The organism is Mycobacterium sp. IDUB_19, assembly GCF_055419445.1.
Window position 1 is genome coordinate 16,163 of record NZ_JBVAXR010000031.1, and the last position, 16,533, is coordinate 32,695.

Annotated in this window: 13 protein-coding genes; 5 read left to right on the forward strand and 8 right to left on the reverse strand. The window is 67.4% G+C overall.

The features are described from left to right. Window positions 1-2 precede the first annotated feature (2 nt). From ACZY0B_RS20835 to ACZY0B_RS20850, 4 genes are all read left to right on the forward strand, one after another. Entirely contained in the window at window positions 3-2,009 is a 2,007-nt protein-coding gene (locus tag ACZY0B_RS20835; protein ID WP_463766108.1) for an acetyl/propionyl/methylcrotonyl-CoA carboxylase subunit alpha, read from the forward strand. Then, window positions 2,010-3,176: an acyl-CoA dehydrogenase family protein gene (locus ACZY0B_RS20840; protein ID WP_463766109.1), complete on the forward strand. Its 1,167-nt coding sequence runs from the start codon at window positions 2,010-2,012 to the stop codon at window positions 3,174-3,176. Window positions 3,177-3,186: 10 nt separating this feature from the next. Beyond that, the gene (locus ACZY0B_RS20845) at window positions 3,187-3,993 is read left to right on the forward strand and encodes an enoyl-CoA hydratase family protein (RefSeq protein ID WP_463766110.1); all 807 of its coding nucleotides are present in this window, start codon (window positions 3,187-3,189) and stop codon (window positions 3,991-3,993) included. A 75-nt stretch (window positions 3,994-4,068) separates the two neighbouring features. Further along, window positions 4,069-4,671: a DUF1707 SHOCT-like domain-containing protein gene (locus ACZY0B_RS20850; RefSeq protein WP_463766111.1), complete on the forward strand. Its 603-nt coding sequence runs from the start codon at window positions 4,069-4,071 to the stop codon at window positions 4,669-4,671. Window positions 4,672-4,812: 141 nt separating this feature from the next. Here ACZY0B_RS20850 and ACZY0B_RS20855 read toward each other — a convergent pair whose 3' ends face one another. The 6 genes from ACZY0B_RS20855 to ACZY0B_RS20880 all read right to left on the reverse strand — a co-directional run bounded on the left by ACZY0B_RS20855 (window position 4,813) and on the right by ACZY0B_RS20880 (window position 12,807). Beyond that, the gene (locus ACZY0B_RS20855) at window positions 4,813-6,807 is read right to left on the reverse strand and encodes a vWA domain-containing protein (protein ID WP_463766112.1); all 1,995 of its coding nucleotides are present in this window, start codon (window positions 6,805-6,807) and stop codon (window positions 4,813-4,815) included. Then, complete coding sequence (locus ACZY0B_RS20860; protein WP_463766113.1) at window positions 6,800-8,185, reverse strand: sigma 54-interacting transcriptional regulator; 1,386 nt, start codon at window positions 8,183-8,185, stop codon at window positions 6,800-6,802. The genes ACZY0B_RS20855 and ACZY0B_RS20860 overlap by 8 nt, the downstream gene beginning before the upstream one ends. Window positions 8,186-8,229: 44 nt before the next feature. Beyond that, window positions 8,230-9,801: a bifunctional phosphoribosylaminoimidazolecarboxamide formyltransferase/IMP cyclohydrolase gene (purH, locus tag ACZY0B_RS20865; protein WP_463766114.1), complete on the reverse strand. Its 1,572-nt coding sequence runs from the start codon at window positions 9,799-9,801 to the stop codon at window positions 8,230-8,232. Next, complete coding sequence (gene purN, locus ACZY0B_RS20870) at window positions 9,798-10,427, reverse strand: phosphoribosylglycinamide formyltransferase (protein WP_463766115.1); 630 nt, start codon at window positions 10,425-10,427, stop codon at window positions 9,798-9,800. The genes purH and purN overlap by 4 nt, the downstream gene beginning before the upstream one ends. Window positions 10,428-10,509: 82 nt before the next feature. Continuing rightward, on the reverse strand, window positions 10,510-11,898 hold the full coding sequence (locus ACZY0B_RS20875) for a cell division protein PerM (protein WP_463766116.1): 1,389 nt from the start codon (window positions 11,896-11,898) through the stop codon (window positions 10,510-10,512). A 39-nt stretch (window positions 11,899-11,937) separates the two neighbouring features. Further along, window positions 11,938-12,807: a DUF5336 domain-containing protein gene (locus tag ACZY0B_RS20880; RefSeq protein WP_463766117.1), complete on the reverse strand. Its 870-nt coding sequence runs from the start codon at window positions 12,805-12,807 to the stop codon at window positions 11,938-11,940. A 286-nt stretch (window positions 12,808-13,093) separates the two neighbouring features. On the opposite strand from ACZY0B_RS20880, the gene ACZY0B_RS20885 reads away from it, so the two are divergent. Next, a complete protein-coding gene (locus ACZY0B_RS20885; RefSeq protein WP_463766118.1) occupies window positions 13,094-13,942 on the forward strand; it encodes an LLM class F420-dependent oxidoreductase in 849 nt (282 codons plus the stop codon). 21 nt (window positions 13,943-13,963) lie between these two features. On the opposite strand, the gene ACZY0B_RS20890 is transcribed toward ACZY0B_RS20885, so the two are convergent. Then, entirely contained in the window at window positions 13,964-15,487 is a 1,524-nt protein-coding gene (locus ACZY0B_RS20890; protein ID WP_463766119.1) for an acetyl-CoA acetyltransferase, read from the reverse strand. A 142-nt stretch (window positions 15,488-15,629) separates the two neighbouring features. Then, complete coding sequence (gene sucD / locus ACZY0B_RS20895; protein WP_463766120.1) at window positions 15,630-16,532, reverse strand: succinate--CoA ligase subunit alpha; 903 nt, start codon at window positions 16,530-16,532, stop codon at window positions 15,630-15,632. Window position 16,533: the final 1 nt, after the last annotated feature.

The window sequence follows — 16,533 nt, forward strand, 5'->3', positions numbered from 1 at the left end:
CCATGGGAATCACTCGAGTGCTGGTTGCCAACCGCGGCGAGATCGCCCGCCGGGTCTTCGCCACCTGCCGGCGACTCGGCCTGAGCACCGTCGCGGTCTACACCGACCCGGACGCCGCGGCCGCGCACGTCGCCGAGGCCGACTTGCACGTGCGGCTGGAGAAGACCAACGACTATCTCAACGCCGAGGCCATCATCGCTGCCGCCCGTGCCGCGGGCGCCGACGCCGTGCACCCCGGCTACGGATTCCTTTCGGAGAACGCCGACTTCGCGGCCGCCGTCACAGACGCGGGCCTGACCTGGGTCGGGCCGCCGGTGGACGCGGTGCGGGCGATGGGCTCCAAGATCGAATCCAAGAAACTGATGGCCTCGGCCGGGGTGCCGGTGCTCGACGAACTCGACCCCGACTCGGTCACGCAGGCGCAGCTGCCGGTGCTGGTCAAGGCGTCGGCGGGCGGTGGTGGCCGCGGGATGCGCGTGGTCCGCGAGTTGTCTTCTCTGGCAGGCGAAGTCGCCGCGGCCCAGCGCGAAGCGCAGTCCGCCTTCGGCGATCCGACCGTGTTCTGCGAGCGCTACCTGCCGACCGGCCACCATGTTGAGGTTCAGGTGCTCGCCGACTCTCACGGCACCGTCTGGGCCGTCGGGGAGCGGGAATGCTCGATTCAGCGGCGCCACCAGAAGATCATCGAAGAGGCGCCCTCGCCGTTGGTGGAACGCATTCCGGGCATGCGGGCCAAGCTGTTCGATGCCGCCCGGCTGGCCGCCAGTGCGATCGGCTACGCCGGCGCCGGCACGGTGGAGTTCCTCGCCGACGACGACGGTGAGTTCTTCTTCCTGGAAATGAACACCCGGCTGCAGGTCGAGCACCCGGTCACCGAAGAAACTACCGGGCTCGACCTCGTCGAACTGCAGCTCGCGGTCGCCGACGGCGACCGTCTGGATACCGAACCTCCCGCTGCCCAAGGCCATTCGATTGAGGCCCGGCTCTATGCCGAAGATCCGGCACGCGGCTGGCAGCCGCAAGCCGGCCTGGTGCACGCCTTCGACGTGCCGGGCACCCGGGCACGGTTCGACTCGCTTGCGCAGCGCACCGGAATCCGGTTGGACTCCGGCATTGTCGGCGGATCGACCGTGTCGATTCATTACGACCCGATGCTGGCCAAGGTCATCTCGTACGCGCCGACGCGCCGTCTTGCCGCGCTGGTGCTCGCCGACGCGTTGGCCCGCACGCGACTGCACGGGCTGCGCACCAACCGCGAGCTATTGGTCACCGTGCTGCGGCATCCGGCATTCCTCGACGGTGCCACCGACACCGCGTTTTTCGACACCCACGGCCTGGCGCAGCTGTCGGCGCCGCTGGGCGACGAAGGCGTGGTGCGTTTGTCGGCGATCGCCGCTGCGCTCGCCGAGGCCGCGCACAATCGCGCGACCGCTGCCGCGTTCGGCTCGATGCCCAGCGGCTGGCGAAACCTGACCTCGGGGTATCAGGTCGAGACGTACTCCGACGACGAGGACAACGAGCACTGCGTCGAATACCGGTTCACCAGAACAGGATTGGTGCTGGCCGGCGATGAGCCGGTGCAACTGGTCTCGTCGGCACCCGACGAGGTCGTCCTCGCCGACGCCAACGGGGTGGCGTGCAGATTCGCGGTTGCCCGTTATGGCCGGGACGTCTACGTCGACTCGGCGCGTGGGCCGGTTCATTTGGACGCGGTGCCCCGGTTCCCCGAGCCGGGTTCCTCCGTAGCCAAGGGGTCGCTGGTGGCGCCCATGCCCGGCAACGTCATCCGGCTCGGCGCGCAGGTGGGTGACAGCGTCACGACCGGTCAGCCGCTGATCTGGCTGGAGGCGATGAAGATGGAGCACACCATCACCGCGCCGTCCGATGGCGTGCTCAGCTCACTGCACGTCACGACCGGTCAGCAAGTCGAAGTCGGCGCCGTCCTGGCAATAGTCGAGGCGCCCGGCGACACCCTCTCAGAAAATGGCCAAGCAAAAGGAGATGCTTAAATGACCGATACCAGCTTCATCGAAAGCGAGGAGCGCCGGGCGCTGCGCAAGTCGGTGGCCGCGTGGGCGTCCAACTATGGCAGCGAGTACTACCTGGCGAAGGCACGCGCACACGAGCACACCGATGAATTGTGTTCCGAGGCAGGCAAGCTCGGCTTCCTCGGCGTGAACCTGCCGGAGGAATACGGTGGCGGTGGTGCCGGAATGTATGAGCTGTCGCTGGTCATGGAGGAAATGGCCGCCGCCGGCAGCGCGCTGCTGCTGATGGTGGTCTCGCCGGCGATCAACGGCACGATCATCAGCAAGTTCGGCACCGAAGAGCAGAAGAAGCGCTGGATTCCTGGTATCGCCGACGGAACGATCACCATGGCATTCGCGATCACCGAACCCGACGCCGGATCCAATTCGCACAAGATCACCACCACCGCGCGCCGCGACGGCAGCGACTGGATCCTGAAGGGGCAGAAGGTCTACATCTCCGGTATCGACCAGGCGCAGGCGGTACTGGTCGTCGCCCGCTCCGAGGAGGCCAAGACCGGAAAGCTGCGCCCGGCGCTGTTCGTGGTGCCCACCGATTCCCCCGGGTTCACCTACACCCCCATCGAGATGGAGCTGATCAGCCCCGAACGCCAGTTCCAGGTTTTCCTGGACGACGTCCGGCTGCCCGCCGATGCGCTCGTCGGCGCCGAAGATGCCGCGATCGCACAGCTTTTCGCGGGTCTGAACCCGGAGCGGATCATGGGTGCGGCCAGCTCGGTGGGCATGGGCCGGTTCGCCCTCGAGAAGGCCGCCGACTATGTCAAGACCCGACAGGTGTGGGGGACGCCGATCGGCGCGCACCAAGGGCTGTCACATCCGTTGGCGCAGTGCCACATTGAGGTCGAACTGGCCAAGCTGATGTTGCAGAAGGCCGCCACGCTCTACGACAGCGGTGACGACGCGGGCGCGGCCGAGGCCGCCAATATGGCCAAATACGCTGCGGCCGAGGCGGCTACCCGCTCGGTGGATCAGGCCGTGCAGTCGATGGGCGGCAACGGGCTGACCAAGGAGTACGGCGTTGCGGCCATGCTGACTTCGGCCCGGCTGGGCCGGATCGCTCCGGTCAGCCGCGAGATGGTGTTGAACTTCGTCGCGCAGACATCCCTGGGCCTGCCCCGAAGCTACTGAAGCCCTGCTGATGGACACGCTTGTCGAATACGCCGGACCGGACGCCGTCGCGGGTCCATTCGCCCGGCTCACGCTGAACTCGCCGCACAACCGCAACGCGCTGTCGACCACTCTGGTCAGCCAATTGCACCAGGGCCTGCGCGATGCGGCGGCGGACCCGGGTGTGCGGGTGGTGGTGCTCGGCCACGCCAGCGGCACGTTCTGCGCCGGCGCCGATCTCAGCGAGGCCGGTGGCGGCAACCCTTTCGACATGGCCGCGGCGCGGGCCAAGGAGATGACCGCATTGCTGCGCGCCATCGTCTCCGCGCCGCTGCCGGTCATCGCCGCCGTCAACGGCCATGTTCGCGCGGGCGGATTCGGCTTGGTCGGCGCCTGTGACATCGCGGTGGCGGGGCCGCGCAGCACCTTCGCGCTGACCGAGGCGCGTATCGGTGTCGCCCCGTCGATCATCTCGCTGACGCTGCTACCCAAACTGTCGCCGCGGGCGGCCGCCCGCTACTATCTCACCGGCGAGACGTTCGACGCCGGCGTGGCCGCCGAGATCGGATTGGTGACGATGGCAGCCGACGATGTGGACGCCGCGGTGGCGAAACTGGTCGCCGACATGGGCCGCGGGTCACCCCAGGGTCTGGCGGCATCAAAGGCACTGACGACGTCGGCCGTGCTCGAACGATTCGACCGCGACGCCGAACGGCTTACCGAGGAATCTGCCCGGCTGTTCGTCTCCGACGAAGCGCGCGAAGGCATGCTGGCGTTCCTGCAAAAACGTCCACCCAGTTGGGCGCCGCCCGCCGCCGACGACACCGGCCACAATTAACCCGCGCGTAGGAGGATGGTTGCGATTTAGCCAACCCTCTTGCAGCAAGAGTGGGACGTCGTACGCTCGTGGGTGATGAGCGATTCGGCGCAGCACAATGCGAAGGAAGCCCGCGGCGATTTGTCTCGGGCGGCCGATACCGATCGCATCCAAATCGCGCAATTGCTGGCCTATGCGGCTGAGCAGGGCCGCCTGCAGCTCAAAGACTACGAAGATCGTTTGACCAGGGCCTATGCGGCGACAACATACGAAGAGCTGGATCGGTTGCGGGCCGACTTGCCGGGTGCACCGTTAAGTCCACGCCGGGGCGGAAAACAGAATCCGGCGCCGTCGACCCTGCTGCTTGCCCTGTTGAGCGGATTCGAGCGGCGCGGGCGATGGAACGTGCCGAGGAAGCTGACCACGTTCACGCTGTGGGGCAGCGGGGTGGTGGATCTGCGCTACGCCGATTTCACGTCGACCGAGGTTGACATCCACGTGGTGTCGATCATGGGTGCCCAGCACATCCTGCTGCCGCCGGAGGTCAACGTCGAGATCCGCGGCCGCGGCGTGATGGGCGGCTTCGACCGCAATATCGTGGGCCAAGGCACGCCGGGCGCGCCGCGAGTGAACATCCACGGCTTCTCGCTGTGGGGCGGTGTGGGCATCAAACGCAAAGCCCGCCGACCCCACCAGTAACCCGACGCGCATTCGCCCGGTCAGCCACCTTGCCCGCGACTGCGGTACGGAAAGCTCATTCAGTCGGTGCCCCCGATGCTCACGGGCATGGAGCGAATTCTCGCTGACCGCCACAACGGGCTGGCGCAGCCGGGTAACGCGCTAGCGGCGGCGCCGGGAGCGCAGGTAGTCGCCGACCACCGCGGCTCCCAGGCCGTCGAGGTCGGGCACCACGACACGTCCCTCGACCCGTCGGGCGACCTGGTCGATAAACCGCGCGAGGCCGGGGTCGCTGCCCAGCCGGAAGATGGTGATCTGTGCGCCCAGCCGCGCCATGTCGTCGAACCCGCGCACGGTGTGGGCGATGGTCCGCGGATGCGGCGGGTAGTCGAAGAACACCGACGAGCCCTCCCCGTCGACGTCCTCGAGGTGCGCGGTCGGTTCACCGTCGGTCACCACCAGCACGACGGGTTGCGCGTTGGGGTGCCGGCGCAGATGACGGCCCGCAAGTGCCAGCGCGTGATGCAGGTTGGTGCCCTGCTCGTAGACCCCTTCCAGGCCGGTGAGCTCAGCGGCGGTCACGGTCCGGGCATAGCGGCCAAAGGCGATGATCTGCAAGGCATCCGAGCGAAACCGGGTGGCGATCAGATGGTTGAGCGCGAGCGCCGTCTGTTTCATCGGCAGCCAGCGATTCTCCATCACCATGGAGAACGAGGTATCGACCAGCAGCGCCACCGCGGCCTGGGTGCGGGTTTCGGTTTCGGAAATCTCGACGTCGTCGACGGAGATGCGGATCGGGCCGGCCGGACCGTCGAGGGTCGCGGTTCCCGCCTGCCGCAGTACCGCGTTGGTCAGCGTGCGGGGGATGTTCCACGGCTCGGTATCACCGAACTGCCAGGGCCGGGTCGCGCCGGTCAGCTCGCCGGCCGCCCCGGCGCGACGCAGCTCCCGGTCGCCGCGGCGGCTGGAAAGCTGTTGTGCCACATCGCGCAACGCCGTCTCACCGAGTCGGCGCATGGCCTTCGGCGACAGTCGCCACTGGCCGTCGGAACCACGATCCAAAAAGCCCTGATTGACCAGTGCCCGTTCCAGTTCGGAAAGTGTCCGCGCGTCGACGGCGGCCTGATCGCCGAGCTGGCGGGCCAGCGCGTCGAGGTCGACGTCGTCCATGGTGGCGCCGGGATAGCTTTGCGAAAGCTGGTCGGCCAGCTGCTCGAGTTCGGCGACGTCCGCCAGGGCCTGCGCGCCTTCGCCCATCCCGAACGGGTTGTCGCCGGAGAACTGTTCGGAGCCCATCCAGTCCTCGCCCGGCCGCGCGGCTTGCAGGTGCGAGTCGAGCCGATTCAACGCCTGCATCAGCGACGGAGATCCAAATGCCTGCTGCGCCAGCGCATCAAGCTCGGCACGCTGGTCTGGGCTCAGGCTGTTGCGGAAGCGCTGCGCGGCGGCGGCGCGCTTGGCCAACGAGTCCAGTAGCTCATCGACATTGCGCGGATTCTCCGGGAAGAACTCGCCGTGCTTGTCCATGAAATCGTCGAAGTCCTGCTCGGTGTCCTCGCCGCGAGCATGCTTGTCCAGCAGGTCGTTGAGGTCGTTGACCATGTCGGTGACGCGTTGGCGATCCTCGTCGGTGGCGCCCTCCAGCGCTTCTTTCATGCCGGAAAAGCGCTGATCCAGCATCTCGCGGCCGAGTAAATCCTTGATCTGGTCGTACTTTTCGCGAGCCTCCGGGCTGCGCCAGTTGTACTCGGACAGTTCTTGGACGGCTTTGGCGGGCGACGACGGCAGCGCGTCGAGCTGCAGTTCGCCGAAGCGGGCGTCGTCGTCGAGCGCGCGGGCCAGCTCCTTGCGCTCGGCCAGCACAGCCTCGTCGAGCAGCTTCTTGATGTCTTGCAGAGTTCCGTCTAAATTATTGCGGCGCAACAAGTCCCGTCGGCGGCGGTTCGCTTCTGCGGCCAGCCGGTCGGCGCCCGGCATGTTCTTGGTACCGCGACGAAGCAGCTCGGACAGCGCCCGGCGCGGGGAGGTCCCGCCCATGACGTCCTGCCCGATCTGCTCGAGCGCCTCGCGCAGGTCAACCGGCGGAGCCAGCGGGTCAGGCCCGCCGGTATACGCCGAATAACGCGAGGAGTGCCCCTTCGAAAAAGGCTTAGCCATAGACGGTTTGGCCCTCCCCGGATACCTTGTCGATTCGCTTGGCCAGATACAGCGCTTCCAGCGCCAGCTCCAGTGCCGCGGCGCGTTCTCCCTCGGATTCCGCGTGCAACCGGTCGGCGATCTCCTCCACGACTGGCAATCCCGGAACGGCGGCCAACACGTCCTTGGCCGAAATCCGCTCGCCCGTGGTCACCGCGGACCCGCCCTCCACGGCCGCGACCAACGAACCCACGTCGATGCCGCCGAGCGCTCGTGATGCGGTGTCGGCGGTCGCGCGGCGCAACAGGTGTTCGAGCACCGCCTGTTCGCGGCCCTCCTCACCTGATTCGAATTCCAGCTTGCCGCGCAGCACGTCGATCACGGTGCCCAGGTCGACAACTCGCGCGACCGGGTCGGTCTCGCCGAGCACCGCGCCGCGGTGGCGGGCAGAGGCGGCGACGGTCTCGGTGGCGGCGATGGCAAACCGCGCCGATACCCCGGATCGCTGGTCGACCGAGTTCGACTCCCGCAGGTAACGCGCGAACCGCGCGATCACCTGCATGAGGTAATCGGGTACCTGTGCGCTCAGGTGTGCCTCCTGAACGATGACGCCCACCTCCGCCTCCAGCTCCAGTGGGTAGTGGGTGCGGATCTCGGCGCCGAACCGGTCTTTGAGCGGAGTGATGATGCGACCTCGGTTGGTGTAGTCCTCGGGGTTGGCGCTGGCGACCACCAACACGTCCAGCGGCAGTCGCAGCGTGTAACCGCGGACCTGGATGTCGCGTTCCTCCATCACGTTGAGCATCGACACCTGAATGCGCTCGGCGAGGTCGGGCAGTTCGTTGACGGCCACCACGCCGCGGTGCGCACGCGGGATCAGTCCGTAGGCAATGGTCTCCGGGTCGCCGAGGCTGCGGCCCTCGGCCACCTTGATCGGGTCGATGTCACCGACCAGGTCGGCGACGCTGGTGTCGGGCGTGGCCAGCTTCTCGGTGTAGCGCTCGCTGCGATGCCGCCACTCGATCGGGAGGTCGTCGCCGAGGGTGGCGGCCTTGCGGATCGATTCCGGCGTGATCGGCGTGTACGGGTGCTCACCCAATTCGGCGCCGGCGATCACCGGCGTCCATTCGTCGAGCAGCCCGACCAGCGCGCGCAGCAGCCGAGTTTTACCCTGGCCGCGTTCGCCGAGCAGAACGAAGTCGTGACCCGCGATTAGCGCCCGCTCCAGCTGAGGCAATACGGTGTCCTCGAAGCCCAAGATGCCCGGCCAAATGTCTTCACCTTCGGCCAACGCGGTCAGCAGATTCTCGCGGATTTCCTGCTTGACTCCCCGTTCACCATGGCCCGCCGCACGCAGTTCGCCGACGGTTCGGGGCAGATTGCTCGGTGCTGTCACCACTCCAAGTTACGTCGCGCCGCACATGTGCGTCATGCGCACCGGCTTTAATGCGCGAAGTGGCGAGCACCGGTGAGGTAGACGGTGACGCCGGCGGCGGACGCCGCCGCGGTCACTTCGTCGTCGCGCACGGAGCCTCCGGGGTGCACGATTGCCTTGACTCCGCCGCGAGCCAGCGTTTCCAGCCCGTCGGGGAACGGGAAGAACGCGTCGGACGCCGCCACCGCGCCCGCGACGCGGTCGCCGCCGCGTTCGACGGCCAGCCGGGCCGCGTCGACCCGGTTGACCTGACCCATGCCGACGCCGATGGTGGCGCCTCCGGAGGCGATCACGATCGCGTTCGACTTGACCGCGCGACAGGTACGCCACGCAAAGACCAGGTCGCTCAACGTAGCCGGGTCGGCCGGTGATCCGGTCGCCAGCGTCCAGTTCGCCGGGTTGTCGCCGTGCGCGTCGAGTTGATCGCGCTGCTGCATCAGCAGTCCCCCGCTGACCGGTCGCAGCTCGGAGCCCCCGGCCAGCGGCTCGGAAGCCACCAGCACCCGGATGTTCTTCTTGCCCGTCAGCACATCGAGGGCGTCCGGCGCGTAGGCCGGGGCGACGATCACCTCGGTGAAGATGGTGCTGACGTACTCCGCCATCTCCACGCTGACTTCGGTATTCGTGGCGATGACTCCCCCGAAGGCGCTCAGCGGATCGCACTCGTGGGCCTTGCGATGTGCGTCGGCGACCGAAACCGACGAGATGGCGATCCCACACGGATTGGCGTGCTTGATGATTGCTACACAGGTCTGCTCGTGGTCGAAGGCCGCCCGCCAGGCCGCGTCTGCGTCGGTGAAGTTGTTGTAGGACATCTCTTTTCCGTGCAACTGCTCGGCTTGCGCCAGCCCCGGCCAGGCGCCCGGGTCGACGTAGAGTGCCGCCTGCTGGTGCGGGTTCTCGCCGTAGCGCAGCATCGCCGAGCGGCGCCAGTTGTGGCCGAGCCACTGCGGGAACGTCGTCTCCGGATGTTCGGGCGCCAGCGTCGACTCCATCCAGCTCGCCACGGCGATGTCGTATTCGGCGGTGTGTTGAAAGGCCAGCGACGCCAACTTCTTGCGCTCCGCCAGGGTGAATCCGCCACTGCGCGTCGCGGCGAGCACCCCGTCGTAGCCGAGCGGGTCGACGACCACCGCCACGCTGGGATGGTTCTTCGCGGCCGCCCGAACCATCGACGGCCCGCCGATGTCGATCTGCTCGACACATTCGTCGATGCCCGCGCCGGAGTCGACGGTCTGGCTGAACGGATACAGGTTGACCACGACCAGCTCGAAGGCCGCGATGCCCAGCTCTTCGAGCGCCGCGGCGTGCTCGGGCTTGCGCAGATCGGCCAGCAATCCGGCGTGCACGCGCGGGTGCAGTGTCTTGACCCGCCCGTCGAGCACCTCGGGGAAACCGGTCAGCTCCTCCACGGGCGTCACCGGAATCCCGTTATCTGCAATCGTTTTCGCGGTAGATCCGGTCGACACGATCTCGACGCCCGCCGCACTCAGGCCCTGAGCGAGTTCTACCAGCCCGGTCTTGTCGTAGACGCTGATCAACGCGCGGCGAATCGCTCTCCTTGACTCGTCGGTGCTCATCCTATGGTCGCCTTTCGTCCGATCCAGGTCACGCCGCGGTTCGCGATCGCGGCCACCACGTCCACCAGCAGTCGCCGTTCGACGACTTTGATGCGTTCGTGCAATGTCTCTTCGTTGTCGCCGTCGAGCACCGGAATGGGCTCCTGCGCCAAGATCGGCCCGGTGTCCATGCCGGCATCTACCAGGTGCACCGTACAGCCAGTGACCTTCACACCGTAAGCCAACGCATCGGGCACCGCATGCGCCCCTGCGAATGCGGGCAGTAGCGCCGGGTGCGTGTTCAGGGTGCGCCCGCAGAATCGCGAAAGAAATTGCGGTCCAAGGATTTTCATGAATCCCGCGGAGACGATGAGATCTGGCGAGTGTGCGGCGGTGGCCTCGGTGATCGCAGCGTCCCAGGCGTCGCGGTTCGGGTGATCGCCAAGCCGGACGGTGAAGGTCGGCACCGACGCGGCCGCGGCGATTTCGGTGGCCCGGCAGTCGCGGTCCACGCCGACGGCGACCACGCGCGCCGGGTAGTCATCGACAGCGGCGGCCAATAACGAACTCAGTAGCGATCCGGTGCCCGATGCCAGCACCAGCAGTCGCGCCGGTGCACTCGGGGGCACGCGGAGCGGTTCGACCACATCGCGAGCCTACTAACGACGATGCCGGGCTGACGATACGACCGGCCGAACCCGAGTTGTCGCTTCCAGGCGGGCAGCGCGGCTAGTCCCCCGGGTCGCGCTCGGCCGCGTGTTCGTCGGATGTTTGCCCCTCAGGCGGGGGTTCGTCGAACGCGGGGTCGCCGGGCATGGGTTCGGCGAGCGTCGGTTCGGCGAACTCTTCTTCGTCTTCGAGCAGCAGGTCGTGTTCGGCGGCAGGTCCGGGCTCGGAGAAAACGTCCGCGAAGTCCTTCGGCTCTTCGACGGGTGGCGCGGGCGCGCGTTTGGATTTAGGCCGCCTGGGCCGGCGCCTGATCCCGCCGGTCATCACCACCGTGACCCAGCCGATCACCGCGAACCAGAACAAGGTGCCGACCCATAGGGCGCCCTGGTCCACCCCGACCTCACCGAAGTTGCCCAGCCGGCCGCTGCTGCCGAATGCCAACAGCGACATCGTCAGGGCCCCGCCCACCGCGGCGACGAGCAGCTTGGTCAGCGCCGGAACCAATGGGAGCGGATGTCGGGCGCACTGCTGACCGACGGCCACGCCCGATGCCGCCCCGACGATCAGCAGGGCGACCCACACCGGCCCGAGCGGCGGCGTCGGAGCCGCGGCAAGGACGGGCAGCGCCGGAATGTCGCCGCCGAAAACGGTGAACGAACTGAACGTCGCAAAACCAATATGCGCACTGGACCCGACCGCGACCGCCGAAGTGCCGACGATGACGTTGGGCGCGTACAGCATCGAGAGCACGGTGAGGCTGAACTCGCCGAATATGGAATCGGTGATCGCGTAGAGGTCCTGCATCGTCGCCCAGTGCACAACCAGCGACCCGGCCGTCACGAATCCGGACAGCCCGACCAGCGCCAGCACGCCGGCCGCCGCGGCACGCAGCGAATCACCCAGCCAGTAGGGCAGTGACGCCACCGCCAACACCCTCCGGCCCACCCGGGATCCCACCCCGATCGCGGCGCCGATGGCATGCACCACCAGGACGCCGGCGAACGCGCGCAGGGCGCTGGGTGTCTGCAGCTCGGTGAGCACCGTCGACGCGTCGTGGATGACGGCCAGCGCGATCGCAGCGATCAGCAGGGGGCCGCCCAGCGCCGACGCGACCACCCAGCGGACCACCAGCCATGACGAATATCTGGTGGTGGCGCGCGCCGTGGTGCGCGCGGTCGCCCACACCATCAACAGGATTGGCAGCAGCGGCATTACACCCAACTCGCGGCCACCGATAGAAATCGGTACCCCGTGCACGCCGAGCCAAATGCTGGCGATCGCTCCCAGGGCGCCGGTCATGTCGCTGTTGGCGATCAGCAGCTCGAGCAGCGTGACCGCGGCGATGATGATCAGCGCCAGCACCGCCGGGCCGAACGCGACCCGGACGAGATCACGCGCCTGGCGAGCGCCCGCTGCCCGGTTTTCCTCGCTTTCTGACACCCTTTTCACTCTTGGCGCACGTGCCCTACGAGGCGCGAGAGCTCGCGGTTAGGCCGGGGCCGGCCCAGAGGGCGATGAAGGCTGGTCGCTGGGTTGCTCGGACGCCGCGCCCGTACCCCCGACCGAGGGTGGCGGGCTGAAGCTCGGGAATCCGGTGGGCGGCGTCGATGGTCCCTGCTGCGCCGTCGGCTGCGGTCCGGACTGCGGAGACTGGGCACCGAAGCCGCCGGTGGTCGGGATCGCGCTCTGCGTCGGGGCCTGGCTCGACGGGTAGCCGCCGTATTGCGATCCGTATCCCGACTGCGGGTTGTGCTGCTGAGGGCCCTGCTGGCCCTGCTGGCCGTAGTACCCGCCGTGCTGCTGACCTCCGTATTGCCCGTACTGCCCGTATTGGCCGTACTGGGCGTAGGGGTCGTACTTGGGCCGCGGCGGCGGAGCGGTGATAACGCCGGCATCCAGCAGAAGCACGACGGCGGCGGCAACCGCCTGGAGCACGCTGCACGCCACCAGCGGCCACATCGCCCAGCCGACGGCGAAGCCGGTCGGGGTGTTGATGACCTCCGCGATCGACAGCAGTGCGCCCAGGACGGCGACGGCCGCCACCACGCCCGCATAGTTCTTCGCCTTGGGCAGCAGGCTCAGCCCGGCGAGCAGTGACGCCAGCACGGCCACCAGGACCGCGGTGCCGGCGTCACCGGCGCGTCCGCCGGAGGCCGGACCGAGGTCGGCGCTGAGCACGAAGGTCGGCCCGAAGTTCAGCAGGTACACCGCCAGGCCGAGGACCACCACCGCGATGTTGACGTACAGCGGAAGCTTGCTCTCGCCGTCGTCGGTCTTCGCGAACGACGGCGTGGCGCCTGGGTAGGAGCCGCCGGGCTGTGACTGCGGATATCCGGGACTCCCGGGCGAGTAGGTCATGACTCCTCCTGTTGCTTCCAGTGCCTTCAAGACCTCGTGCGGCGCCGTCCCACTGTTGCAGTGCGACGCTGCGCTTCCAGGGCCCCGCGTTCTCAAATGCCAAGACGTGCCCGCGCTGGTGCGTTACGCGCGATCGATCAACCACGCTAGCGCACGTTCGTGCACCCGCGCCGGAGCGACCGGCACCGGCGCACGACCTGGGCCGATCGCCGCCGCACCCCGTTCGGGAAGCCGTCCGTGGGGGGCGGGTTGCTCGGCACAGGTAGAACACGTTCTAATTCTGTTCATGGATTACGGGCTTGTGCTCTTCACCAGTGACCGCGGCATCGCTCCGGCCGCCGCCGCCAAACTCGCCGACGACCACGGCTTTCAGACGTTCTACGTGCCTGAGCACACCCACATTCCGGTCAAGCGGGAGGCGGCGCACCCGACGACGGGTGACGAATCGCTGCCGGACGACCGGTACATGCGCACGTTGGACCCGTGGGTAAGTCTGGGCGCGGCGTGTGCGGTCACATCACGGGTGCGGCTGTCGACCGCGGTGGCGCTGCCCGTCGAGCATGACCCGATCACGCTGGCCAAAAGCATCGCGACCCTGGACCACCTCTCCGGTGGCCGGGTCAGCCTGGGCGTCGGGTTCGGTTGGAACACCGATGAACTCGCCGACCACAACGTGCCGCCGGGGCGCCGCCGCACCATGCTGCGCGAGTACATCGAGGCGATGCGCGCGTTGTGGACCGAGGAGGAAGCCGCCTACGACGGCGAGTTCGTCAAGTTCGGCCCCAGCTGGGCGTGGCCCAAGCCGGTGCAGTCGCACATTCCGGTGCTGGTGGGCGCCGCGGGCACCGAGAAGAACTTCAAGTGGATCGCCCGCAGCGCGGACGGCTGGATCACCACGCCGCGCGACTTCGACATCGACGAACCGGTGAAGCTGTTGCAGGAAACCTGGGCGGCCGCGGGCCGCGACGGCGCCCCGCAGATCGTGGCGCTGGACTTCAAGCCGGTGCCCGAGAAGCTGGCGCGCTGGTCCGAACTCGGGGTGACCGAGGTGCTGTTCGGTCTGCCGGACCGTCCCGAAGACGAGATCGCCGCCTACGTGCAGCGTTTGGCGGGCAAGCTCTCGTCGATGGTCTAGGCCTCGTCGGCACGACGGGGTCTACCCCAGCGACGCCCGATTACCGTTGTCAGTCGACCACACCGAGATCTCCGCGCCGAGTGGATCGTCGTCGGACATCAACGCGACGAGATCCTCGTCGTCGGTCGTGGCCATGAATCGCGTGTTGTCCGCAGCGAGGCGGCCGACGATGATGCCGGTGCGGACCGGCCAGTCGTAGCGTACGGAGTACGTCTCGATGGTTGCCGCTCCGTCGGGCGTCTTCGTGACGTCGACCTTCGGCAGCGCGTCGATCTCCTTCTTCAGCTCCGCACAGTTATCGGTGCGCCAGTCCACCGGCGTAGTCGAGTAGATACCGACCGAGTACTTGCTCATAATGCCGCCGTTTGCACCGACGAGGCCGAATTGCCCTGGCCTGTCCCGCATCTGCGCGACCGTCTCGGCGATACCGTGTAGCGAGTAGCTGTTCCCGGGACCGCCGAAATACGGCAAGCCGCCGGTCAGGGTCAACCCGCGCGGGTCGTCGCCGTCGATGCCCAGCGCCTCGCAGATGACGAACACCGGGAATGGGAAGCAGCTGTACAGATCGAATGTGGCGATGTCGTCGATGCCGATTCCGGCTACCCGCAACGCTTCTCGGGCCGCACGGACCGCCGCCGGGCTCGCACCGAGGTCGAGGCGATCGAGCATCGCCTGCTCGATCATGTCCGCGTGGCCGTGCAGATAAATCCACTTCTCCTCGGCCACGCCAAGGCGGGTGGCCGCCTCCACCGACATCATTACCGCCGCCGCGCCCTGGTTGACCTGATCGCGGGCGACGAGCAGACGGGGGTACGGGTCACAGATCATCCGGTTGTCGTCGGTGATGGTGATGATCTCGTCGACCGACCGCTCGACCGGCGATGACGAAAACGGGTTCTTGGCAGCAATTTTGGACATCGGGGCGAATAATTCGGCCATCTCGCGCCGATAGTCGGCCACGCTGCGCCCAAGGCGGGCGCGGCGGGCGTTCTCCATGAGCCCGTACTGCACGGGCGCCCCGGTCAAGCCGTGCTGGATCGTGTATTCGTCGATGTAGCTGAAGATCTGGTGGCCGCGATCCTCCAGTTGGCCCTCGACGTGTTCGGTGAAGTCGGGCTTGTCATCGCGATTGGCGAAATAGCGAGCCGTCGACCCCGGCTCCGAGCCCATGATCAGTACGACGTCGGCGTCGCTCGCGGCGATTGCGTTGCCCGCCTCGGTGACCAGCTTCTGCGGGCCCTGACCACCGACTGGTTCGAGTACCACGCGGGCCGGGTCGCCGCCGAGGCGGTTCATCACCGAACGCGGGTAGTTGTTCGACTTGCCGAGCCTTGCCGGCATCGGTCCAGAGATCTCGAACTGCCGCAGCCCGAAGACCGTGTCGACAGCCTTCGCCACGCTTTTGGCGCCGGTGTCGGCAAGAGCTGCCCGCGCGGCGGCCGTCGCGAGGTCGACCGCCGACATGCCCCGATAGTCGGGATCGTCGATGCGCTCGGTGAACTGGCCGACACCGACGAGCACCGGAGTACGCGGATCGACCGGCATGACAAACCTCCTGGCAACTGTTAGTTCGTCAGGCTAACCGATGGCTGGGACCTAAACGAAACCGCGGCCAGTCGCGGATTCTTCAGTGAAATCGCGAATCTGACTGGGCCCACGCGAAGCCGGGGACGGTCTCGGCAAAGAACTACAGGCTCTTGAGGATCTCCCGGGCCAGGGCCGCGGTCTCCGACGGCGTCTTGCCCACTTTGACCCCGGCGGCCTCCAATGCCTCTTTCTTGGCGGCCGCGGTGCCCGACGAGCCGGACACGATGGCGCCCGCGTGGCCCATCGTCTTGCCTTCCGGCGCAGTGAATCCCGCGACGTAGCCGACGACCGGCTTGGACACGTTGGCCTTGATGTAGTCGGCGGCCCGCTCCTCGGCGTCGCCGCCGATCTCACCGATCATCACGATGACCTTGGTGTCGGGGTCCTTCTCGAAGGCCTCGATGGCGTCGATGTGGGTGGTGCCGATCACCGGGTCACCACCGATGCCGATCGAGGTGGAGAAGCCGAAATCGCGCAGCTCGTACATCATTTGGTAGGTCAGGGTGCCGGACTTGGACACCAAGCCGACGGGGCCGGGACCACTGATGTTGGCGGGGGTGATGCCGGCCAGCGCCTCACCCGGGGTGATGATGCCGGGACAGTTCGGCCCGATGATCCGCGTCTTCTGCCCCTTGTCGACGTTGTAGGCCCACGCATATGCGCTGTCCTGCACCGGAATTCCCTCGGTGATGACCACCAACAGCGGGATCTCGGCGTCGATGGCCTCGATGATCGCGTCCTTGGCGAATTTCGGCGGCACGAAGACGACCGACACGTTGGCGCCGGTCTCCTTCATCGCTTCCGCAACGGTGCCGAAGACCGGAAGCTCGACGTCCTTGCCGACCGGGTCGACGTGCGACACGGTGGTGCCCGCCTTGCGGGCGTTGACCCCGCCAACCACCGCGGTGCCGGCCTTGAGCATGAGCGCGGTGTGCTTGGTGCCCTCACCGCCGGTGATGCCCTGGACGATTACCTTTGAGTCTTTGTTCAGGAAGATCGACATG